Source organism: Bacillus sp. MZGC1 (assembly GCF_002998605.1).
In the GTDB taxonomy this organism is placed as follows: domain Bacteria; phylum Bacillota; class Bacilli; order Bacillales; family Bacillaceae; genus Bacillus.
Genome location: NZ_PVRE01000005.1, coordinates 231412 through 253080, shown reverse-complemented (window position 1 = coordinate 253080; position 21669 = coordinate 231412). Strand labels below are relative to the sequence as shown.

Below are 21669 nucleotides of genomic sequence, written 5' to 3'. Positions count from 1 at the left end.
CGCCTGCTTGTCAGGCACCCAATCCTGAAAATTGCCAACATTCAAATTAGGAGGCCAACCTGAATGACTGTGAAACAAGAACTTCTCTACGAAGGCAAAGCGAAAAAAATCTATCGGACCGATGACGAGCATATTTTATATGTCGAATATAAAGACTCAGCGACAGCATTTAACGGCGAAAAGAAAGCTGAAATTGAAGGCAAAGGCAGACTGAATAACGAAATTTCAAGCTTAATCTTTCAAATGCTGCATGAGAAAGGGATCAACAATCACTTTGTGAAACGAATCTCTGAAACAGAACAGCTCATTCAAAAGGTGCAGATTGTTCCGCTTGAAGTAGTAGTACGAAATGTGGTGGCAGGCAGTATGTCAAAGCGCCTTGGCATTCCAGAGGGAACAAAACTGGATACACCATTGATCGAGTTTTACTACAAGGATGATGCACTCGGCGATCCGCTCATTACAGAAGATCATATTCGCATTTTAGATGCAGCGACACCAGAGCAGGTCGAGGAAATGAAACAGATCACAAGACAAGTGAATGAAGAGTTAAAGCAAATCTTCTCAGACTGCCATGTGAATTTAATTGATTTCAAGCTTGAATTCGGAATAGATCACGAGAATCGTATTTTGCTAGCTGATGAGATTTCACCTGATACGTGCAGGCTTTGGGACAAAGATACAAACGAAAAGCTTGATAAAGACGTGTTCAGACGAAACCTGGGCGGCTTGACGAATGCATACGAAGAAATTTTCAAAAGACTTGGAGGCCATAAACATGTATAAAGTGAAAATTTTTGTCAGCTTAAAAGAGAGCGTTCTTGATCCACAAGGAAGTGCCGTGCAGCACGCCTTGCACAGCATGTCTTATCAGGAAGTAAAGGATGTCCGTATCGGGAAATACATGGAGCTTGTCATTGAAAAATCAGATCGTGATTTAGACACAGTCGTCAAAGAAATGTGTGGAAAATTACTGGCCAACACGGTGATTGAAGATTACCGCTATGAGGTGGAGGAGGTTGTCGCACAGTGAAGTTTGCAGTGATCGTCTTGCCTGGCTCTAACTGTGATATCGATATGTACCATGCGATTCAAGATGAGTTAGGTGAACAAGTTGAATATGTATGGCACGACGAAACGAGTCTAGACGGATTTGACGGTGTACTCGTACCAGGCGGTTTCTCTTATGGGGATTACTTAAGATGTGGTGCGATCGCTCGCTTCTCTAACATCATGCCGGCGGTGAAAAAAGCAGCTGCGGAAGGAAAGCCTGTTCTCGGTGTTTGTAACGGGTTCCAAATTCTTCAGGAGCTTGGCATTCTTCCAGGTGCGATGAGACGAAATAAAGACTTGAAATTTATCTGTCGTTCAGTTGAACTCATTGTAGAGAACAGCGAAACGCAATTTACAAGCGGCTATCAAAAAGGCGAATCCATTACGATTCCTGTAGCACACGGTGAAGGCAACTTCTACTGTGATGAAGACACTTTAGCGAAGCTCATTCAAAATGGCCAAATCGCTTTCACTTACGGAGACGATATTAACGGCAGTGTCAATCGAATTGCAGGTATAACGAATGAAGAGGGCAATGTACTCGGCATGATGCCGCACCCTGAGCGCGCGGTTGATTCATTACTAGGCAGCGCAGACGGACTTAAATTGTTTCAATCTATCGTGAAAAATTGGAGGGACACTCATGTCACTACTGCTTGAACCAAGTCACAAGCAAATTAAAGAAGAGAAATTGTATCAGCAAATGGGATTGAGTGATGAAGAATTCGCTTTAATCGAATCCATTATTGGCAGGCTGCCAAACTACACAGAAACGGGTATTTTTTCTGTCATGTGGTCAGAGCATTGCAGTTATAAAAACTCAAAGCCTGTTTTAAGCAAATTCCCGACAAAAGGAGAGCATGTTCTTCAAGGTCCTGGGGAAGGCGCTGGAATCGTTGATATTGGAGACAACCAAGCGGTTGTATTTAAAATCGAATCACATAACCATCCATCTGCGATTGAACCGTATCAAGGAGCGGCAACAGGTGTCGGCGGAATTATCCGTGATGTATTCTCCATGGGTGCGCGTCCAATTGCTGTACTAAACTCTCTTCGTTTTGGTGAACTGACTTCACCGCGCGTGAAGTACTTGTTTGAAGAAGTAGTGGCAGGGATCGCAGGCTATGGAAACTGTATCGGAATTCCTACAGTCGGCGGAGAAGTTCATTTTGATCAAAGCTATGAAGGCAATCCGCTCGTAAATGCGATGTGTGTTGGATTAATCAACCATGAGGACATCAAAAAAGGGCAGGCCAAAGGTGTCGGCAACACGGTGATGTACGTTGGTGCTAAAACGGGACGTGACGGTATTCACGGTGCAACATTTGCGTCTGAAGAATTTTCTGATGAATCAGAAGAAAAACGTTCAGCGGTTCAAGTCGGCGATCCGTTCATGGAAAAGCTGCTGCTTGAAGCGTGCCTTGAAGTCATCAAAAACGATGCGCTCGTTGGGATTCAAGATATGGGAGCGGCTGGCTTAACAAGCTCAAGCGCGGAAATGGCAAGTAAAGCAGGTTCTGGAATCGAGATGAATCTAGATCTCATTCCGCAGCGTGAAACAGGTATGTCGGCATACGAAATGATGCTGTCTGAATCGCAGGAAAGAATGCTGCTGGTCATTGAAAAAGGCCGCGAACAAGAAATCATTGATATTTTCGAAAAATACGATCTTGAAGCGGTATCAGTCGGTCATGTGACAGACGATAAAATGCTTCGTTTACTCCATCAAGGTGAAGTCGTATGTGAGCTTCCTGTTGACGCTCTTGCAGAAGAAGCACCGGTTTATCACAAGCCGTCAAGTGAGCCTGCATACTATCGTGAGTTTTTAGAAACAAAAGTTGAAGCTCCAGCCATCACAGATGCAGCCGAAACGTTAAAGCAGCTCCTTCAGCAGCCAACAATTGCAAGTAAAGAATGGGTTTATGATCAATACGACTACATGGTTCGGACAAATACGGTTGTTGCACCGGGCTCTGATGCGGGCGTACTAAGAATCCGCGGAACGAAAAAAGCCCTAGCGATGACAACAGATTGTAACGCACGCTATCTCTACCTTGATCCAGAGGTTGGCGGGAAAATCGCAGTCGCTGAAGCAGCACGTAACATTGTCTGCTCAGGCGCGCGTCCGCTAGCAGTGACAGATAACCTGAACTTCGGTAACCCGGAGAAACCAGAAATTTTCTGGCAAATAGAAAAGTCAGCTGACGGTATTAGCGAAGCATGCCGCACGCTAAGCACACCAGTTATCGGTGGGAACGTCTCTTTATATAACGAATCAAATGGAACAGCGATTTACCCAACTCCAGTCATTGGAATGGTTGGTTTGGTTGAAGATACTGCTCATATTACGACTCAATCGTTCCAGCAGGCTGGCGATGTGATTTTCGTCATTGGTGAGACGAAGGAAGAATTCGCAGGCAGTGAGCTTCAAAAGATGACAGAAGGCCGTATTTACGGAAAAGCACCAGACATTGATTTGGATGTAGAGCTGACGCGTCAAGAAGCTCTGCTAGCCGCGATTCAAAACGGTCTCGTTCAATCAGCACACGATGTATCTGAAGGCGGACTAGGTGTAGCACTTGCTGAAAGTACATTTGGAACAGACGGTCTTGGCGCTGATATCCAAATCGATTTAAACAGCGAAGCTTCCTTATTCAGTGAAACACAGTCACGTTTTGTTGTCACAGTGAGACCAGAGCACCGCGAAGCGTTTGCTGCGGCTGTCAAAGATGCGAAAGAAGTCGGAACGGTTACAAATGATGGTATATTTACTGTCAAAAATCAAGAAGGACAACAATGGATTCATGCAGCGGTCAACGAGCTTGAACGTGCATGGAAAGGAGCGATCCCATGCTTGCTGAAATCAGAGGCTTAAATGAAGAGTGTGGTGTCTTTGGGGTTTGGGGACACGAAGAAGCCCCGCAAATCACATATTACGGATTGCATAGCCTTCAGCACCGAGGACAAGAAGGTGCGGGAATCATTGCAACAGATGGTGAGAACCTGACATCACACAAAGGCCTTGGACTGATTACGGAAGTCTTTCAAAACGGTGAGCTAAAGGATTTGAAAGGAAAAGGGGCGATCGGACACGTTCGGTATGCGACAGCAGGCGGAGGCGGCTTTGAAAATGTGCAGCCCCTCTTCTTCCGCTCGCAAAACAACGGCAGTCTTGCCCTTGCTCATAATGGAAACTTAGTGAATGCAACGCAGTTAAAGCAGCAGCTAGAGAACCAAGGGAGCATTTTCCAGACCTCTTCTGATACCGAAGTGCTGGCTCATTTAATTAAGCGCAGCGGGCATATTGAATTAAAAGAGCAGATCAAAAATGCGCTGTCCATGCTGAAAGGAGCATATGCTTTCTTAATCATGACGGAAACAGAAATGATCGTGGCGCTTGATCCGAACGGCTTACGCCCGCTTTCACTTGGTATGCTTGGAGATGCTTATGTTGTCGCTTCTGAAACATGTGCATTTGATGTCGTTGGCGCTACGTATTTACGTGATGTGGAGCCTGGCGAAATGCTGATCATTAATGATGAAGGCTTGAAATCTGAGCGCTTCTCGATGAACATAAACCGCAGCATGTGCAGCATGGAATACATTTATTTCTCAAGACCTGACAGCAATATCAACGGCATCAATGTGCATAGTGCGAGAAAGAATCTTGGCAAAAAGCTTGCCGAAGAAGCGCATGTCGAAGCAGATGTTGTGACAGGTGTACCAGATTCCAGTATTTCTGCAGCGATTGGATATGCCGAAGCAACAGGTATTCCGTATGAGCTCGGTTTGATTAAAAACCGTTATGTCGGCCGGACGTTTATCCAGCCGTCTCAAGCATTGCGTGAGCAGGGCGTACGGATGAAGCTGTCTGCTGTGCGCGGGGTTGTCGAAGGAAAACGTGTCGTGATGGTGGATGATTCCATCGTACGCGGTACAACGAGCCGCAGAATTGTCACGATGCTAAGAGAAGCGGGTGCGACGGAAGTCCATGTACGCATTAGTTCACCGCCAATCGCGCATCCATGTTTTTATGGAATTGATACGTCCACACACGAAGAGCTGATTGCTTCTTCTCATTCAGTGGAAGAAATTAGACAGGAAATCGGTGCAGACTCCATTGCATTTTTATCTGTAGACGGTTTAATGGACGGGATTGGCAGGAAGTATGATGATCCGCAGCGCGGTCAGTGTTTAGCATGCTTTACTGGGAAATACCCGACTGAAATTTATGAAGATACAGTTCTTCCGCATGTGAAGGAAACGGTCCTGACGAAATAATCGAATAAAGGAGCAGCAGTCAAGATGAGTTGATATGCTGCTCTTTCATTCTGCCGAAAATACATGGAAAGCAGCAGCTAAAAGGAGTGAATGGGATGTCAGAAGCATATAAAAACGCCGGTGTCGACATCGAAGCAGGGTATGAAGCCGTCAAACGAATGAAAACACACGTAGAACGTACAAAACGAGCAGGTGTCATGGGCGCTCTAGGTGGATTTGGTGGTATGTTTGATCTATCTGAGCTGCCATATAAAAAGCCTGTTCTTGTTTCAGGAACAGATGGTGTCGGAACGAAATTAAAGCTTGCCTTTTTAATGGATAAACACGATACGATCGGCGTCGATGCCGTGGCCATGTGTGTCAACGATGTGCTTGCACAAGGGGCAGAACCGCTCTTTTTCTTAGATTACTTAGCCGTTGGAAAAGCAGATCCGCTAAAAATTGAATCCATTGTCAAAGGTGTGGCTGACGGGTGTGAGCAGTCTGGTTCAGCACTTGTCGGCGGTGAGACAGCCGAAATGCCAGGTCTTTACACAGAAGAAGAATATGATATTGCTGGTTTTTCGGTAGGTGTCGTTGAAAAGAATGAAATCGTGACAGGAGACAGCATCAAAGAGGGACATTTGCTCATTGGACTGAGCTCAAGCGGAATTCATAGCAATGGCTACTCTCTCGTTCGTAAAGTTTTGCTGGAAGACGCTGGTCTTGATCTGCACCAAACGTATGAACCTTTTACAAGACCGCTCGGTGAAGAGCTTCTTGAACCGACAAAAATTTATGTGAAGCCCGTTCTCAAACAAGTAAAAGCCGGCAAAGTTGACGGCATGGCACATGTGACAGGCGGTGGCTTTATCGAGAATTTACCACGTATGCTGCCTGAAGGTCTTGGCGTTGAGATTGATAACGGCTCATGGCCAGTACCACCAATTTTCTCCTTTATTCAAGAAAAGGGTCAGTTGAAGGCAGAAGAGATGTTCAACGTGTTTAATATGGGCATCGGCTTTGTCCTAGCTGTAAAAGAGGACGATCTTGTGGATGTGATTAGTGAGCTTGAACAAGATGGAGAGAAAGCATTTCTCATCGGACGTGTTCAAAAAGGAGAAGGTGTCACATTCGGCGGTGGAAGCCTCTCATGAAGAAGTTTGCGATCTTCGCCTCTGGAAGCGGGACGAACTTTCAAGCCATTATAGATACGTTAAAAGAAGAACAGTGGCAGGCAGAGGCCGCCATTGTGATTTGTGATAAACCGGGTGCGAAGGTGCTGGAGCGTGCTGAGAAAGAGGGTATTGCCTCCTTTGCTTTTACCCCGAAGGCTTTTCCGAATAAAGCCGCTTTTGAACAAACGATCATCGAACAGCTTAGGCTTCATGAAGTAGAGTGGGTTTTCCTTGCTGGGTATATGAGACTGATCGGTCCGACATTACTTGAAGCGTATAGAGGGAAAATCGTGAATATTCACCCATCTTTGCTCCCAGCCTTCCCAGGTCTTGATGCCATCGGACAAGCCTATCAAGCAGGTGTCAAGGTGGCAGGCATCACTGTCCATTTTGTCGATGAAGGGATGGATACAGGTCCGATTATTGATCAAGCCGCGATTTATATTGAACAAGGCGAAGAGCTTGCATCGATTGAAAAAAGAATGCATGAACTAGAACACACACTATATCCAAAAGTGATCAAATCACTTTTAGAATTATCTTAATGAGGTGACGAAGGCATGACGATCAAACGCGCATTAATCAGTGTTTCCGATAAAACGAATCTAGTACCTTTTGTGAAAGAATTAACAGAACTTGGTGTTGAAGTGATTTCAACTGGAGGTACACATAAGCTTCTTCAAGAGAATGGCATTGATGTCATTGGGATTTCTGAAGTCACTGGATTCCCTGAAATCATGGACGGACGACTCAAAACACTTCACCCAAACATTCATGGTGGATTATTGGCAGTGAGAGAAAACGATGAGCATATGGCACAGATTGAAAAGCATGGCATTCAGCCGATTGATCTTGTTGTCGTGAATCTCTATCCTTTCAAAGAGACGATCTCAAAAGACGATGTAACGTATGAAGAAGCAATTGAAAACATTGATATTGGCGGACCGGGAATGCTTCGTGCGGCATCGAAAAACCACCAAGACGTCACAGTGATTGTCGATCCTCGTGATTATGGTACAGTCGTTCAGCAAATCAAAGAAGGCGGCGTGTCACTTGAGAAAAAACGTGAGCTTGCGGCGAAGGTATTCCGTCATACAGCTGCTTACGATGCCCTCATTGCAGATTATTTAACGAACTTTGTTGGCGAAACAGAGCCAGAGCAGTTCACCGTCACGTTTGAGAAAAAACAATCCCTTCGTTATGGAGAAAATCCGCACCAAGCGGCGACTTTCTATGAAAATGCTCTTCCAAGCAAAGGCTCTTTGGCTACTGCAACGCAATTACATGGAAAAGAACTTTCTTATAACAATATCAAAGATGCAGATGCAGCTCTTCAAATCGTACGTGAATTTACGGAGCCAGCGGCTGTGGCTGTAAAACATATGAATCCGTGCGGCGTTGGTACAGGAGAAACGATTGCTGAAGCCTTTGACCGTGCATTCAAAGCAGATGAAACCTCTATTTTTGGCGGCATTGTGGCGCTTAACCGTGAAGTAGACAAACAAACGGCTGACGTGCTGCATACGATTTTCTTAGAAATCGTCATCGCCCCATCTTTTAGTCAAGAAGCACTTGACGTGTTAACAGCGAAAAAGAATCTTCGTCTATTAACACTAGATGTAGAAGCGAATCTTGAGAAAAAAGAAAAGCAGCTGACAAGTGTCCATGGCGGACTGCTCGTGCAGGATATTGATACGTATGGCTTAGAGGAAGCAACGATCTCTATTCCAACGAAAAGAGAACCTACAGAAGACGAATGGAAAGACTTAAAGCTTGCATGGAAAGTCGTCAAGCATGTGAAATCAAATGCTATTGTCCTCGCGAAAGATCAAATGACAGCAGGGATTGGTGCTGGTCAGATGAACCGCGTCGGCTCAGCAAACATTGCGATTGAGCAAGCAGGTGAAAAAGCGAAAGGAAGCGCACTAGGCTCTGATGCATTCTTCCCGATGGGCGATACAGTGGAAGCTGCTGCGAAGGCAGGCGTCACAGCGATCATTCAACCAGGCGGTTCCATTCGTGATGAAGAATCGATTCAAAAGGCAGATGAATACGGCATCGCCATGGTCTTCACTGGCGTTAGACATTTCAAACATTAAGGGGATGACAGTGTGAACGTATTAATTATCGGCAGAGGCGGAAGAGAGCATACCATCGCATGGAAAGTGAAGCAAAGTGAACTTGTCAGCCAAGTATTTGTCGCACCCGGCAATGATGGAATGACAGATGCTGCGAAGCTTGTCCCAATCGATGAAGGTAATCATGAGGCATTAATTCGTTTTGCAAAAGATAATGAAATCGGCTTAACGATTGTCGGTCCAGAGGTTCCTTTAATTGCAGGTGTAGTGGATGCATTTGAAGAGGCAGATCTAAAGGTATTTGGACCAAATGCAAAAGCTGCGGTGATTGAGGGCTCAAAGGAATTTGCAAAAGACTTAATGAAAAACTATGATATCCCGACCGCCGCTTACGCTACCTTCACATCGTTTGAAGAAGCGAAGGCTTATGTGGAAGAAAAGGGTGCGCCAATTGTCATTAAAGCAGACGGTCTTGCAGCAGGAAAAGGCGTGACAGTCGCTATGACACTTGAAGAGGCGATCAACTGTCTGCACGACTTTTTGGAAGATGAAAAGTTTGGCGATGCAAGTGCATCTGTCGTCATCGAGGAATTTTTAACAGGCGAGGAATTTTCACTGATGGCCTTTGTCAATGGAGAAAAGGTGTACCCAATGGTGATCGCGCAGGATCACAAACGGGCATTTGAAGATGACAAAGGACCGAATACCGGCGGGATGGGGGCTTATTCGCCAGTACCGCAAATTTCAGATGAAGTCGTCCAAAAAGCGGTGGAAGATGTCGTCAAACCGGCGGCTCTCGCAATGGTGCAGGAAGAGCGTCCGTTTACAGGCATTTTATATGCAGGCTTAATGCTGACACCAGAAGGCTCAAAGGTCATTGAATTCAATGCACGCTTTGGCGATCCTGAAACGCAGGTGGTTCTCCCTCGTCTTGAATCAGATCTAGTCCAAGTATTCCTCGATATTCTAGATGGAAAAGATGTGGACTTACAGTGGAAAGACACTGCCGCTATCAGTGTCGTTCTTGCTTCAGAAGGATACCCGGAGGACTACGCAAAAGGCACACCAATCGGTGCTTTGCAAACAACGGTGTCTGATGTCGTGACCTTCCACGCAGGAACAAAAAAAGAAAACGATCAATTCGTCACAAATGGCGGCCGTGTAGTTAATGTAACCGCATTTGACGATACATTTGAAGCGGCAAGATCAAGAGTGTATGAAGCGGTTGAAGAAATCATGCAGCCAGGTCTATTTTACCGCCGTGACATTGGCGCCCGTGCACTGAAGGCTGCGGGGAAATCCGTTTAATTAAAACACCTTTCTATCTGATGAGATGGAAAGGTGTTTTTTGTTCATGAGAAGGGATGCCGATCGAATATGAAGAAGTAGTATGGGATCACGAGTTGATGAGGAGGCAGTATGGTCATTCAAGGAATCATTCTATTTGCAATCGTATTACTTATTTTATTTGTCGTGTTCTCAAATCTCATCATGAATGAAGCAAGAAAGCAAAACAAAGTCAAAAAGAGATCAGCCATGATGTATATGAGCATGTCTATATTGGTGAGTATGGCGATTGTCTCATCCATTTGGAAATTCTTTATTAACTGATTCATAAGAGAGGAATGAGTGTATGGTGCAATTGAAGGAACTTGCGAACGAGCGTTTTTCTGCCTCGATCTGTATTGATTCATTTAATGAGCGAATCCGTTTGGATGACTATAGCGGCAGGGTGCGGGATGTGATTCAGTCGGTACTTCAGGAAGCGGCGGACTGCAAGGCTTCTAAGGTCATTGTGAAAGTAAGACGTGAGCATGTACCTCTTTTTTTAGAAAAAGGCTTTCGGCTTGAAGGGGTGTTTTCTCATTATTTCCTCGGAAGTGATGCGTACGGCATGTCGCTTTTTCTCACTGAGGATCGAATGAACAGTTCGTATTGGCTGGAGGAAGATAAGATCGTCGCATCCATTCAAGCGAAGGAGATGAAAAAAGACCAAGGCACGTGGCAGGATGAGTATGTGATGAGGAAAGCCGATCCGAAGGATATTCACAAGCTGGCAAAGCTCTATGATACGGTCTTTGAAACGTATCCTACGCCAATGAACGAGCCAGATTATATCCAAAAGGTAATGGCGGAAGGGACTGTCTTTTATGTTGTTGAACATGACGGACACATTGTGAGTGCAGCATCCGCTGAAATCAATGCGTTATATGGCCATGCGGAATTAACAGATTGTGCGACCCTTCCATCATACAGAAAACTAGGATTCATGCATCATTTGATTCTAGCACTTGAAAAAGAACTCCAGTCGATGCATATCTATGTCTTTTATTCTCTTGCACGTGCACTGTCCTATGGGATGAATCAAGTGTTTTATCAGCTCGGGTATACGTATACCGGGCGCTTCCAAAACAACTGCTATATTTTTGACAAAATTGAAGATATGAATCTATGGGTCAAAACGCCGAATGAATCATGAAATGGTTCTCATCTGATCTAGCAGACCAGATAGACGGTACGCCATGATACTGAGCTGCAGCTTCATCCGATCATCAGTGGATTTGAGGCTGCAGCCTGTTCTCGTTTCAATTTGTTTCAGCCGGTAGCTTAATGTATGTCTATGAATAAACAATTCTCCCGCAGATTTTTGAATATTTTCATTGTGTGCCAAATACACTTCGAGTGTATGGATCAGGTCAGCCCCTTGTTTTTTCGTAAAAAGCAAAGGACTTAACAGCTCCACGTAAAAGTCATGCAAATTCATACCCGCTTCATTCATTTCAAGAAGCATGCCATATAAGCCAAGCTTTTGATAATGAATGATGCTTTCGTCTGTTTTTAAAAGCGGAAGGAGCCTTGCTGCATACTGCGCTTCCTTCGCGCTTTTTGCAAAGAGACTGATCTGGTCATAGGCTCTCCCGATGCCAATGACAATCGGATGGACGGGAAAAAAATACGACCAAGTGCTCCGGCACTCCTCTGCTGCGCGATACCACTCCGCTTCTTGAAACGCTTTTTTTCCTGCGGGTGTCAGGACAAAAATGGAATCGAGCCTTGCCTTTAGTAAAAAGGGAATATGTCTGCGTTCAAATATCGATGTGAGTAATTGAGAGAGGCGCTGCATCATTTGATGATCGAGCTGTGTGTGCTGATGCTGGAATTGAAAGTAGATCACCACCTGCTCATCGCTCATATCATATTGCAGCTTTGTTGCTTGTTCGACCACGTAGCTTTCTTCTGTATATTGCTGCTGCAAAATATCATCTAACAAATGTCCCTGCATTTGGTTTTCTGTATCTTGAATGGCCTTTTGCTTCAGCCATTCAATCGCATACACTGCCCCGGCATGCTCAATGGCAATCGCGTCGAGATGATGCCACGTATCCTTTTTCTTTAAAGACACAATAAACCCGAAAATATCCCCCATCGCAATCACCGGACATGCGGCGAGGACAAACGCTCCGCACGTGTCATAGACGAGCCGGCCTTTCTCCTCTGCCTGCTTAAGAAGGGGCATGGTTTCAATTGGTTCACGATCTGTCAGAAAGCCAAAGGCAGGAGAGTACGTCACTTCATCTTTGATGAGATGAACCGCTGTTTGATGTAAAAAGACATCAAGCACGACGATGTTCGCTGCAGTGAGATGTGCCAGTTCATCTGTAATTTGCGTCACATTTTTATTCCTTACATTTAATTGGGTCAGTCTTTGATGAATCGCTGATGAATATTTAAGCTGATGGAGCTGACTGCTCACGATTTGTTCTAGGACGGCTTTTGTAATGTCTGAGAAATTGATGTGCGGCGGAATTTCGATGAGCGGAATGCCGCTATTTTTCGCTGCTTGAATGAGTGATGCTGGAATGTCGCTTAAGTATACACCTTTATAAATAGCGATGGCTGATAGCCTTTGAGATTGAATCAATTCCTCAAGCCGGTCGCGTCTTTCTTGATTGTCCGCGAGTCCGAATCCGGTTGTGACGAGCAATTCCCCTTCGGAAAGTCTTGACGTGTCTTCGATGATTTCCACGATGGTCACCCATTGAATGAGTCGGTCCAGTCCATTTTCTCCAGCAAGCAGCTTTGTTCCCTTCATGATATCGAGCGAGAGTGCATCTTTGACGAGAATCGCCATAGACTCATGACCTCCTTTTGAACACTCTTATACACGATGTATAAAAAATGCGTGTGAAATTCGGGCATGTGGCGAATGGAGGATGACTGCCCTCTTGATTAAGCTAATCTTATAACAAGTATACAAAATTTTCTTGCGATTCATGAAAAAAGAAAGATGCAGCTGCTGACAAGAGAGGGAGGAATGGCAAAGTGGAGACCCGGGATTACTTAATCAAACCGATGTTGAATCAGCATTATCCTGTGGCTGTGAAAGGAGAGGGGATTTATTTATATGATCGGGACGGGAAAAAATATTTAGACGGCTCTTCGGGGGCTGTCACGGCAAGTATTGGACATGGCATACGTGAGATCATTGATGCCATGACAGAGCAAGCGGAAAAAGTGAGCTTTACGTACAGATCGCAATTCACAAATGAACCAGCAGAAGAACTTGCCTATGAATTGAGTACGCTTTGCCCAGGTAACCTGAACTGGTCTTTTTTTGTCGGAAGCGGATCAGAGGCAACGGAAACGGCTATGAAAATTGCTATTCAGCATTGGCAGGAGCAGGGGAAGGCTGAGAAAAATCACATTATCTCAAGATGGATGAGTTATCACGGCATCACACTCGGTGCGCTGTCGATGTCAGGACATATTGCAAGGAGAGAGCGCTTTGAACCATTGCTCGAAAAGCATCCGGTGCTGTCTCCGCCATATAGCTATCGTTCATGGCTGCCAAAGGAAGAGGTCAAGCAGGTCGAATGGTATGTCCAGGAATTTAAAACCGTCATTCAGCGTATAGGAAAAGAGAGGATTGCCGCTTTTATTGCAGAGCCGATTGTTGGAGCATCGGGAGCGGCGCTTGTACCGCCAGACGGATATTTTGAAGCGATGAAGCGTGTCTGTGAGGAAAACGGTATTTTAATGATTGCAGACGAAGTCATGACAGGCTTTGGACGAACTGGGAAAATGTTTGCGATGGAACATTGGGGCGTCGTACCAGATATTATGGTTCTCGGCAAAGGCATGAGTGCCGGCTATTCACCGATTGCGGCAGCCGTCTCAGCAGATCATGTTATCGCACCGATTCTGAGCGGTTCAGGTTCTGTGATGGCAGGTCACACCTATAGCGGCAATCCGCTTTCAGCAGCCGTCTCACTAGCTGTCATACGATATATGAAAAAACATCAGCTTCCTGAACGAGCGGATCTGTCTGGCCGATATTTAATGAATGCTTTAAAGGATTTGCAAACAAACCATTTCATCATAGGAGATGTGAGAGGAAAGGGACTGCTCATTGGCATTGAGTTTGTCGCAGACCGCTTATCGAAAACACCATTTCCTGCCCATGCTCAAATGACGCATTTAGTCGTTGAGACGGCCAAGCAAAATGGCTTGCTTGTTTACCCAGCAAGCGCTGGAGAGGATGGAGTGGGAGGTGCAGCGGTCATGATTGCACCGCCGCTTTCCATCACGCAGCAGGAGATGGATGAACTCATTCAATTATTTGAGCAGACAATCACGCAGGTCGAACAAGAAGTCATCAACCGAGGGTTTTTCCCATCTGCGATGTAGGGAGGAAAGATGATGAACAAAACAGCGAATGTTGATGAAGTGATCACGCATTTTAGGGACGGCATGACCATCATGTTTGGCGGGTTTGGCGGCGTAGGGTCCCCGCCATCATTGATCGACGCCATCCTAGAAGCGAATATCAAAGATCTGACATTGATCGGAAACGATGCAGGCTTCCCGCAAATAGGTGTTGGCCGGCTGATCACAGAAGGAAGAGTCAAGAAGATCATTGCTTCTCATATTGGCTCAAATCCAATAGCCGGACAGAAAATGCAGGCAGGTACACTAGACGTTCATTTTTACCCGCAAGGCATTCTAGCAGAAAAAATTCGAGCAGGCGGGATGGGCTTGGCAGGCATTGTGACAGATGTCGGCATGGATAGCCTCAATCTCGATGAGAAGCAGCTCGTTCCGCTAAACGGGAACACATATATCCTTGAGCCTGCGCTAACAGCGGATATTGCCATTGTGAATGCCCTCAAAGCAGACGAAGCAGGAAATCTGATTTTTGATAAAAGTGCACGGAATACAAACCCGATTGTGGCGATGGCAGGAGACTGGACCATTGCGGAAGTGGAAGAGATCGTGCCTGTGGGCAGTCTTCATCCAGAAGAAATCGTGACACCAGGGGTATTTGTGAACCAGATCGTGCAATCAAAAGGAGTGAACTGGACATGGGCATGGGAGACATCGATTTAAGACACCGCATAGCCAAACGCGCGGCGCAGGAAATTGAAGATGGTATGATCGTCAATCTAGGGATCGGCATCCCGACCCTTGCGGCTGATTACATTCCAGCGCATTACAACGTATGGCTTCATGCAGAAAACGGCATTATGGGGGCAGGAGCCTCACCAGCACAAGGAGAAGAAGATCCGAATTTGTGCAATGCAGGCGGTTTTCCCATTACATTAACAAAAGGCGGTTCATACATGGACAGCACGACAGCTTTTGGCATCATTCGGAAAGGTATGCTTGATATGACCATTTTAGGTGCACTTGAAGTAAGCAGTCAGGGTGATCTTGCGAATTGGATTGTGCCGGGCAAACGAGTACCGGGGATGGGCGGAGCGATTGAGCTTGCGCAAAAGGCGAAAAAGGTTGTGGTGGTGATGAGCCACCTTGATAAACACGGTGAGTCAAAGGTGAAATCTGCCTGTACACTGCCCTTAACCGCTAAGTCTTGTGTGGATCTGATTATTACGGATATGGCAGTCATTGAGGTCAAATCACAGCTGCTCATTTTACGTGAAGTCATGCCGCCGTTTCAGCCGGAAGATGTCATAAGGGCGACAGAGGCCCCATTAATTTTAGCGCCTGATGTCAAATCTGTTGTGTAGAAAGGATGACTGACTTGCAGCCAATTACACGGATCAGAAGCTGGATGAGAGAGCACCAAGATGAAGCGATTGCGCTTCTTCAGCAAATGGTGCAATGTGAAAGCACCCAAGGGAATGAACAAGATGTGCAGCAAATTGTAGCAAATAAGCTTTCCGCAATTGATTTTGATGTAGATGTATGGGACATTGGCGGAGAAGACCTGCTGGAACATCCGTATTTCTATTCCCCGAGGCGTTCCTTTAAAGGAAGTCCCAATGTCGCCGGACGATTGAAGGGGAAAGGCGGCGGCAAATCCATTTTATTAAATGGGCACGTGGATGTTGTTCCAGCAGGAGATACGAAACAATGGACATATCCGCCCTACAGCGGGCATATCATAAACGGGAGACTTTATGGACGCGGGGCAACAGATATGAAAGGCGGAAATGTTTCTTTACTCTTCGCACTAGAGGCACTGCATGCGCTTCAGATTCCGCTGAAAGGAGATGTTGTGTTTCATAGTGTCGTCGAAGAAGAAAGCGGCGGTGCAGGCACCCTTGCAGCCATACTGAGAGGGTATACAGCAGATGCGGCCATCATTCCAGAACCAAGTCATATGAAAATCTTTCCGATTCAGCAGGGATCTAAGTGGTTCAGACTGTATATTAAAGGAAGGGCAGCTCATGGCGGAACAAGATATCACGGTGTTTCCGCTATTGAAAAGAGTATGATCGTTCTTACGCATATAGCGGCACTTGAAGAAGAACGAAATCAGCGCATCACCGAGCCGTTATTTCAGCATATCCCAATTCCGATCCCCATCAACATGGGGAAAATTCAAGGCGGTGATTGGCCGTCCTCTGTAGCAGATCTGGTCACAATGGAGGGCAGACTTGGAGTGATGCCAGGTGAGACGGTTGAGCAGGCAGAGAAGGAATTAGAAAATTGGATGACGGGACTTGGGGAAAAGGATGAATGGTTCAAAGATCATCCTGTCGAGGTCGAATGGTTTGGGGCAAGATGGCTTCCAGGCTCAATCGATACGGATCATCCACTTTTATGTCTATTGAAGGAACAATATGAAGCAGTCAAGAAGGAGCCGCCAAAGATCGAAGCCGCTCCTTGGGGAACAGACGGCGGATTACTGTCACAGGCGGCAGGTATTCCGATCATCGTGTTTGGACCTGGAACAACAGAGCTTGCCCATTTTCCGAATGAATCCATCGATATTGAGCATGTGATTGAAGCAGCAGAAATTATCGCAGGTACGATGGTGGAATGGTGTGAAGCAGCGGAGTGATGAAAGAGGCAGAAAATAATTACAAAAAAAGAAGGCTGTCTCACTCAGCCTTCTCTTTATGTGTGTCCTGCTGCTCACACATATACGTCACTGGACAAAAACGAAGAATGCCAGATGCCAGTTTCATCCCGCCGCACATGATGCTGAAAAGCAGCATTTTACTCCATGGTTTTCTAGCATATAAAGAACCAGCCACAGTACATATTGTCATTCCGCAGGCAATTCGAATGAGCGCTTCCATTAAGCCGAGATTAGGTTTCATTGAAGGTGAATCTCCTTTTTTAAATATTTTAAGTGTGATTTCAAGAAATTGTAACGTTTCATTAATGCGTAACGTGGTTCGTTATGTTACGATAGTGCTAATACAAATGAAGGAGAGTATGTGAATGTCCGAACGTACTTTTAATTGGAGAAACAATGACATCCGCACACAAATCGATGTAGTCGACTCAAAAATAGTTCCAACACTCCTTTTAATGAATGGACTCGTGCTAAACCCATTTTTGAAACAATGGGTGAAGGCAAATATTTGGATACATGATGATCGAATTGTTTATGTCGGAGCAGAGCTTCCTCAAAATAAATCAGCTAAACGTGTGATTGATTGTGAAGGGAAATACATTGTGCCTGGGTATATAGAGCCTCACGCGCATCCGTTCCATATTTATAATCCCCAATCACTTGCAGAATATGTGTCTCAATTTGGCACAACAACGATGGTCAGCGATAACTTATTTCTTCTTTTGCAGAGCAATGAAAAGAAAGCGCTTTCCGCTCTGTGTGAATTAAAACAGCAGCCAATTCAGTATTTCTGGTGGTCTAGATACGATCTTCAGACTGAAGTCAGATATGAAGATGAGATGCTTCCTATCAACTATCGCAAGGAATGGATTGATCATCCTGATGTCCTTCAAGGCGGCGAATTAACAAGCTGGCCAAGATTGATGGACGGTGATGATCTCATTTTATATTGCATGCAAGAAACGAAGAAGCAGAGAAAACGAATTGAAGGGCATTTCCCCGGAGCTTCCGAGAAAACGCTAACAAAAATGAAGCTGTTTGGCGCGGACAGCGATCATGAAGCGATGAATGCGGACGATGTGCTAAAACGCTTGTCCCTTGGCTACCATGTCTCACTTCGTCATTCTTCCATCCGCCCAGATTTAGTGAACATTTTAAGAGAACTGCACGAGCGTGATTTTAGACACTATGATCACTTTTTCTATACAACAGACGGAGCTGCGCCTCATTTTTATGAGGAAGGTATGATTAATCGTTTGATTTCAATTGCCCTTGAAGAAGGCGTGCCTATCATTGATGCGTATAATATGGCGACATTTAACATTGCAAAATACTATCAAATTGATGACCTATTAGGTGTTGTCGGTCCCGGCCGGCTGGCTTCTTTGAATATTTTAGATGATCCGATGAACCCAAATCCTGAAACGGTGATATCTAAAGGGGTTATTCTCAAATTGGATGGTGAGAACCAGCATCAATTTCAAGAAACTAAATGGAAAAATGGCGGGCTTGTTCCATTAGATTTATGCTATGATCTGACGATGAGTGATTTGCAATTTTCCATGCCGCTAGGTGTCAAAATGAGAAATGCTGTCATCATGGAGCCTTATACAGTGGAGATTGATAACTCGGTGAACCAGCTGTCCTGTGACCATGATCAAAGTTTCTTTAGCTTGATTGACCGAAAAGGCGAGTGGCGTGTGAATACGATGCTCAAAGGTTTCGCAAACAAAGTGCAAGGCTTTGTCAGCTCATTTTCGCTCACGGGTGACATTTTAGTGATTGGGAAAAATAAAGAGGACATGATGCTGGCACATAAGAGAATGAAAGAAATCGGCGGGGGGATCGTCCTCACAGAGAACGGGAAAATTTTGCACGAAATCCCGCTGCAATTATCAGGCTGTGCATCGGCTGAACCGTTTGAGACTGTTCTTCAGCAGATACAAACATTACGCGAGCTGCTCATTGAGCGAGGCTATCCATTTGATTGCCCAATTGATACACTTGTCTTTTTCCAAAGTACACATTTGCCGTATATTCGAGTGACACCAAGAGGAATATTTGATGTCATGAAAAAAACTGTACTCTTTCCGTCTATAATGCGTTAAAATATAACAGAGTGGAGCTGTATCATCTTTGCCACATTTCTGACAGCTGTTATAGGGCAGAAGTGAGCAATGGATCTCTTCGCTGCCATGTAAGTGAAAATGCTTATGTGGAGTTGTTGAAGCAGAGGGCTTTGACATGACGAGTGAAATGCCCTAATTGAAAAATGAATCTGTCGGTTACGCTGGCCGACCAACATATTTTGAATAATTGAGCGAGGCGGGGCGCATGTTTGTGGTCTCGCCGAGCTTTCCGCACAACCTGTATTTTAGGGCATAACTAATCAAGCAGAAGTGATCTTGATATCGGAAGCAAACAAGTTTGTCAGATTGTCGTACAAGGAAAATGACAGAACTTGTCGAATTTGTATACGATAAAGAAGCTTCGGCTTACGAAAGAACTGACGGCATTTCCAGCGTAGAACCAAACCTGTCATGATTCGTTCAAAGCTCATTGCTGAGGTTGAAAAAAATTAGTCAGGAAAGATACCGCTTTTCTTCATAGAATGTCGTGCGAAGCGGTGTGCCAATAGTAAAGGAGAAGATGTATAAAGATGCAAATTGATAAATTAAGGGGCAAAAGCTTAGATCAGTTATTCAACTCCATCTTATCCCTTAAAGACCTGGAAGAATGCTATCGATTCTTTGATGATTTGTGTACCATCAATGAAATCCAATCTTTATCACAGCGTCTTGAAGTAGCGCGTATGCTTCGCGAGGGGAACACGTATCATAAAATTGAGACGGAAACAGGTGCGAGCACTGCAACCATCTCACGTGTCAAACGCTGCTTGAACTACGGAAATGATGCCTATACGATGGCACTTGACCGCGTAGCAGAACAGCAGGCAAATGACGAAACAAAATAAAACAGCTTTCACTGTAAACAATCCTTTTCAACAAGAATGGAGTTGTTTACAGTTTTTTTATGGAGAGCGCTGAAAAGACAAGCAAGGACTGGCTGAATCAAGCGGTCCTGTTTTTTATTTTAGCTCGCCTATAACCTCACGCATCCTTGAGCCAAAATGTCAACGAAAAAAAGGTGCGAAAACGCACCTTTTCTCAAACTAGACAGATGGCTGTGTCCCTGAAAACATCGGCACTTCACTTGTCTGGCCATTTTCTTGTCTGTAGATAATATGTTTTTCATTAAAATGAATGGGAGATTCAATTCCAGCGGCTGCGGATAAGTTAAACAAACCTTCTCTTAGAGAAAGGATATAATTGCAGACTCGGTATTTCTTTTCTTCAATTGATAAACCCTTTTGCAGCTTTGGATCCGTTGTGGCGACCCCGACTGGGCATTTATTCGTGTGGCACACTTGTGCGCGAATGCATCCGACTGAAAACATGAGTCCCCGTGCGATATTTACAAAGTCAGCACCCATGGAAAGGGCAATCGCAATTTTATCAGGTGAGAGAAGTTTGCCGGAAGCAAAGAGTTTTACCTGATCTCTGACACCGTATTCTTTCAATATTTGATGAACCATTGGGAGCGCCGTGAAAATGGGCAGCCCTGCGGAATCTGCCAATTCATGAAAGGATGCACCAGTGCCGCCTTCTCCGCCATCCACTGTAATGAAATCAGGATGCTTTCCGCTTTTTTTCATATACGCTGCAAGCTCTTCAATGTTTTCTTTATGTCCGACAACAAGCTTGATGCCAACAGGCTTTCCGCCTATACTTCGTAGCTGTTCAATGAAATCAAACATATCAGGAATGGAGTGGAACATCTCAAATCGGTTTGGGCTGTCAATGGATTGATGGGGCGGCAATTTACGGATATTCGCAATTTCTTCGGTGACCTTTTCGCCGTCAATATGTCCGCCGCGTGTTTTTGCTCCTTGAGCCAGCTTCAGCTCAAAGGCTTTGACTTCCTCGTGCTCACTTTTTTTCTTAAATTCTTCAAAGGAGAAAGCACCATCCTCTGTTCTGACACCAAATAGACCGGGCCCAATCTGGCAAATGATATCGGCTCCGCCTTTGAGGTGATATGGGGAAAGCCCGCCTTCACCTGTGTTCATCCACGTACCGCCAGCCATTTTTAATCCAGAGGATAGTGCTGTAATGGCCCTGTCGCCTAAAGATCCGTAGCTCATGGCAGACTGTCCAATCAGGCCTTTTACACGGAAAGGCTTTTGACATGTGTGTTCGCCAATCACTTGTACATCGTCTTGATGGAGATAGTAAGGTTTTGCTTCGACCTCTTTGGTATGTTCACTTCTTCGCAGTAAATTGTCTTGATCAATCTGATACACTTTTGTATATATTTTTTCAGATTGATCGATGCGTAATTCATCTCGCTGCTTTGGAAATAGGACGTTGCGAATGTAGTAACCAGGCTTGTCAAAATCACGTTTTGATCCAAAGCCCATCGTCCGGCTTTTGTACTTCCCAGACATGACAGCTTGCTCATATTCTCTTCTTGAGAAAGGAAGCTCCTCCCGATCATTCAGAAAAAGATATTGGCGCAGCTCAGGTCCTATTTTTTCAAAAATAAACCGCAGCTTTCCAATGACCGGATAATTTCGCAGGACAGAATGCTCTTCCTGTTTTTCATCTCGCATCCAAATCCAGATGAATAAAATGATTGGTAAGATGAAACAAATCACTAATAGTGCGCCAATGACAATGAAAGTTGTTGTCACGAAGATCCCCTCTTTTCT

Annotated in this window: 20 protein-coding genes; 17 read left to right on the top strand and 3 right to left on the bottom strand. The window is 45.0% G+C overall.

Annotation, left to right across the window (positions count from 1 at the left end):
• Positions 1-63: 63 nt before the first annotated feature.
• The 11 genes from purC (at position 64) to ablB (ending at position 11048) form a co-directional block, all read left to right on the top strand.
• Positions 64-786, top strand: coding sequence for a phosphoribosylaminoimidazolesuccinocarboxamide synthase (gene purC / locus C6Y06_RS16180; RefSeq protein WP_106037219.1), 723 nt, complete (start codon positions 64-66; stop codon positions 784-786).
• Positions 779-1033 carry a phosphoribosylformylglycinamidine synthase subunit PurS gene (purS, locus tag C6Y06_RS16175; RefSeq protein WP_060595680.1) on the top strand — a complete coding sequence of 85 codons (255 nt, stop codon included), beginning with the start codon at positions 779-781 and terminating at the stop codon, positions 1031-1033. Before purC ends, purS begins: the two co-directional genes overlap by 8 nt.
• Positions 1030-1713: a phosphoribosylformylglycinamidine synthase subunit PurQ gene (purQ, locus tag C6Y06_RS16170; protein WP_034664782.1), complete on the top strand. Its 684-nt coding sequence runs from the start codon at positions 1030-1032 to the stop codon at positions 1711-1713. Before purS ends, purQ begins: the two co-directional genes overlap by 4 nt.
• Complete coding sequence (purL, locus tag C6Y06_RS16165) at positions 1697-3928, top strand: phosphoribosylformylglycinamidine synthase subunit PurL (RefSeq protein WP_060595682.1); 2232 nt, start codon at positions 1697-1699, stop codon at positions 3926-3928. Before purQ ends, purL begins: the two co-directional genes overlap by 17 nt.
• Positions 3904-5334, top strand: a complete 1431-nt coding sequence (gene purF, locus C6Y06_RS16160) for an amidophosphoribosyltransferase (RefSeq protein WP_034664775.1) — start codon at positions 3904-3906, stop codon at positions 5332-5334. Before purL ends, purF begins: the two co-directional genes overlap by 25 nt.
• Before the next feature lie 95 nt (positions 5335-5429).
• Positions 5430-6470, top strand: a complete 1041-nt coding sequence (gene purM / locus C6Y06_RS16155) for a phosphoribosylformylglycinamidine cyclo-ligase (RefSeq protein WP_066031224.1) — start codon at positions 5430-5432, stop codon at positions 6468-6470.
• Positions 6467-7036 carry a phosphoribosylglycinamide formyltransferase gene (gene purN / locus C6Y06_RS16150; protein ID WP_060595684.1) on the top strand — a complete coding sequence of 190 codons (570 nt, stop codon included), beginning with the start codon at positions 6467-6469 and terminating at the stop codon, positions 7034-7036. The genes purM and purN overlap by 4 nt, the downstream gene beginning before the upstream one ends.
• 15 nt (positions 7037-7051) lie before the next feature.
• Entirely contained in the window at positions 7052-8590 is a 1539-nt protein-coding gene (gene purH, locus C6Y06_RS16145) for a bifunctional phosphoribosylaminoimidazolecarboxamide formyltransferase/IMP cyclohydrolase (RefSeq protein WP_060595685.1), read from the top strand.
• Between the two features lie 12 nt (positions 8591-8602).
• Positions 8603-9877 carry a phosphoribosylamine--glycine ligase gene (gene purD, locus C6Y06_RS16140; protein ID WP_106037218.1) on the top strand — a complete coding sequence of 425 codons (1275 nt, stop codon included), beginning with the start codon at positions 8603-8605 and terminating at the stop codon, positions 9875-9877.
• Between the two features lie 111 nt (positions 9878-9988).
• A complete protein-coding gene (locus C6Y06_RS16135; protein ID WP_066031222.1) occupies positions 9989-10180 on the top strand; it encodes a hypothetical protein in 192 nt (63 codons plus the stop codon).
• Positions 10181-10202: 22 nt separating this feature from the next.
• Positions 10203-11048, top strand: a complete 846-nt coding sequence (gene ablB / locus C6Y06_RS16130; RefSeq protein ID WP_106037217.1) for a putative beta-lysine N-acetyltransferase — start codon at positions 10203-10205, stop codon at positions 11046-11048.
• On the opposite strand, the gene C6Y06_RS16125 is transcribed toward ablB, so the two are convergent.
• Complete coding sequence (locus C6Y06_RS16125) at positions 11043-12701, bottom strand: PucR family transcriptional regulator (protein WP_106037216.1); 1659 nt, start codon at positions 12699-12701, stop codon at positions 11043-11045. The genes ablB and C6Y06_RS16125 overlap by 6 nt on opposite strands.
• A gap of 191 nt (positions 12702-12892) precedes the next feature.
• Between C6Y06_RS16125 and C6Y06_RS16120 the strand changes: the two genes are divergently transcribed.
• From C6Y06_RS16120 to C6Y06_RS16105, 4 genes are read left to right on the top strand one after another with little or no spacing between them, the layout of a single operon-like run.
• The gene (locus C6Y06_RS16120) at positions 12893-14257 is read left to right on the top strand and encodes an aspartate aminotransferase family protein (RefSeq protein WP_060595690.1); all 1365 of its coding nucleotides are present in this window, start codon (positions 12893-12895) and stop codon (positions 14255-14257) included.
• Positions 14258-14269: 12 nt separating this feature from the next.
• Positions 14270-14956 (top strand): CoA transferase subunit A, encoded by a 687-nt coding sequence (locus C6Y06_RS16115; protein ID WP_081311440.1) that lies wholly within the window; start codon positions 14270-14272, stop codon positions 14954-14956.
• Complete coding sequence (locus tag C6Y06_RS16110; protein ID WP_060595692.1) at positions 14932-15597, top strand: 3-oxoacid CoA-transferase subunit B; 666 nt, start codon at positions 14932-14934, stop codon at positions 15595-15597. Before C6Y06_RS16115 ends, C6Y06_RS16110 begins: the two co-directional genes overlap by 25 nt.
• 14 nt (positions 15598-15611) lie before the next feature.
• Positions 15612-16877, top strand: coding sequence for a peptidase (locus C6Y06_RS16105; RefSeq protein ID WP_106037215.1), 1266 nt, complete (start codon positions 15612-15614; stop codon positions 16875-16877).
• Positions 16878-16917: 40 nt separating this feature from the next.
• Here C6Y06_RS16105 and C6Y06_RS16100 read toward each other — a convergent pair whose 3' ends face one another.
• Positions 16918-17139, bottom strand: a complete 222-nt coding sequence (locus C6Y06_RS16100) for a YgaP family membrane protein (RefSeq protein WP_060595694.1) — start codon at positions 17137-17139, stop codon at positions 16918-16920.
• Between the two features lie 124 nt (positions 17140-17263).
• On the opposite strand from C6Y06_RS16100, the gene C6Y06_RS16095 reads away from it, so the two are divergent.
• Complete coding sequence (locus C6Y06_RS16095) at positions 17264-19006, top strand: adenine deaminase C-terminal domain-containing protein (protein ID WP_106037214.1); 1743 nt, start codon at positions 17264-17266, stop codon at positions 19004-19006.
• 551 nt (positions 19007-19557) lie between these two features.
• Complete coding sequence (locus C6Y06_RS16090) at positions 19558-19872, top strand: YerC/YecD family TrpR-related protein (RefSeq protein ID WP_003214053.1); 315 nt, start codon at positions 19558-19560, stop codon at positions 19870-19872.
• Positions 19873-20070: 198 nt separating this feature from the next.
• On the opposite strand, the gene C6Y06_RS16085 is transcribed toward C6Y06_RS16090, so the two are convergent.
• Positions 20071-21651, bottom strand: coding sequence for an FMN-binding glutamate synthase family protein (locus C6Y06_RS16085; RefSeq protein ID WP_106037213.1), 1581 nt, complete (start codon positions 21649-21651; stop codon positions 20071-20073).
• Positions 21652-21669: the final 18 nt, after the last annotated feature.

What these genes read in the sequence shown, in the direction of transcription:
- C6Y06_RS16115 (WP_081311440.1), top strand. Translation starts at nt 14,270, where the DNA reads ATGAACAAAACAGCGAATGTTGATGAAGTGATCACGCATTTTAGGGAC.
- C6Y06_RS16095 (WP_106037214.1), top strand. Translation starts at nt 17,264, where the DNA reads ATGTCCGAACGTACTTTTAATTGGAGAAACAATGACATCCGCACACAA.
- purL (WP_060595682.1), top strand. Translation starts at nt 1,697, where the DNA reads ATGTCACTACTGCTTGAACCAAGTCACAAGCAAATTAAAGAAGAGAAA.
- purM (WP_066031224.1), top strand. Translation starts at nt 5,430, where the DNA reads ATGTCAGAAGCATATAAAAACGCCGGTGTCGACATCGAAGCAGGGTAT.
- ablB (WP_106037217.1), top strand. Translation starts at nt 10,203, where the DNA reads ATGGTGCAATTGAAGGAACTTGCGAACGAGCGTTTTTCTGCCTCGATC.
- purF (WP_034664775.1), top strand. Translation starts at nt 3,904, where the DNA reads ATGCTTGCTGAAATCAGAGGCTTAAATGAAGAGTGTGGTGTCTTTGGG.
- purC (WP_106037219.1), top strand. Translation starts at nt 64, where the DNA reads ATGACTGTGAAACAAGAACTTCTCTACGAAGGCAAAGCGAAAAAAATC.
- C6Y06_RS16090 (WP_003214053.1), top strand. Translation starts at nt 19,558, where the DNA reads ATGCAAATTGATAAATTAAGGGGCAAAAGCTTAGATCAGTTATTCAAC.
- purH (WP_060595685.1), top strand. Translation starts at nt 7,052, where the DNA reads ATGACGATCAAACGCGCATTAATCAGTGTTTCCGATAAAACGAATCTA.
- C6Y06_RS16100 (WP_060595694.1), bottom strand. Translation starts at nt 17,139, where the DNA reads ATGAAACCTAATCTCGGCTTAATGGAAGCGCTCATTCGAATTGCCTGC.
- C6Y06_RS16110 (WP_060595692.1), top strand. Translation starts at nt 14,932, where the DNA reads ATGGGCATGGGAGACATCGATTTAAGACACCGCATAGCCAAACGCGCG.
- C6Y06_RS16125 (WP_106037216.1), bottom strand. Translation starts at nt 12,701, where the DNA reads ATGGCGATTCTCGTCAAAGATGCACTCTCGCTCGATATCATGAAGGGA.
- C6Y06_RS16135 (WP_066031222.1), top strand. Translation starts at nt 9,989, where the DNA reads ATGGTCATTCAAGGAATCATTCTATTTGCAATCGTATTACTTATTTTA.
- purN (WP_060595684.1), top strand. Translation starts at nt 6,467, where the DNA reads ATGAAGAAGTTTGCGATCTTCGCCTCTGGAAGCGGGACGAACTTTCAA.
- purS (WP_060595680.1), top strand. Translation starts at nt 779, where the DNA reads ATGTATAAAGTGAAAATTTTTGTCAGCTTAAAAGAGAGCGTTCTTGAT.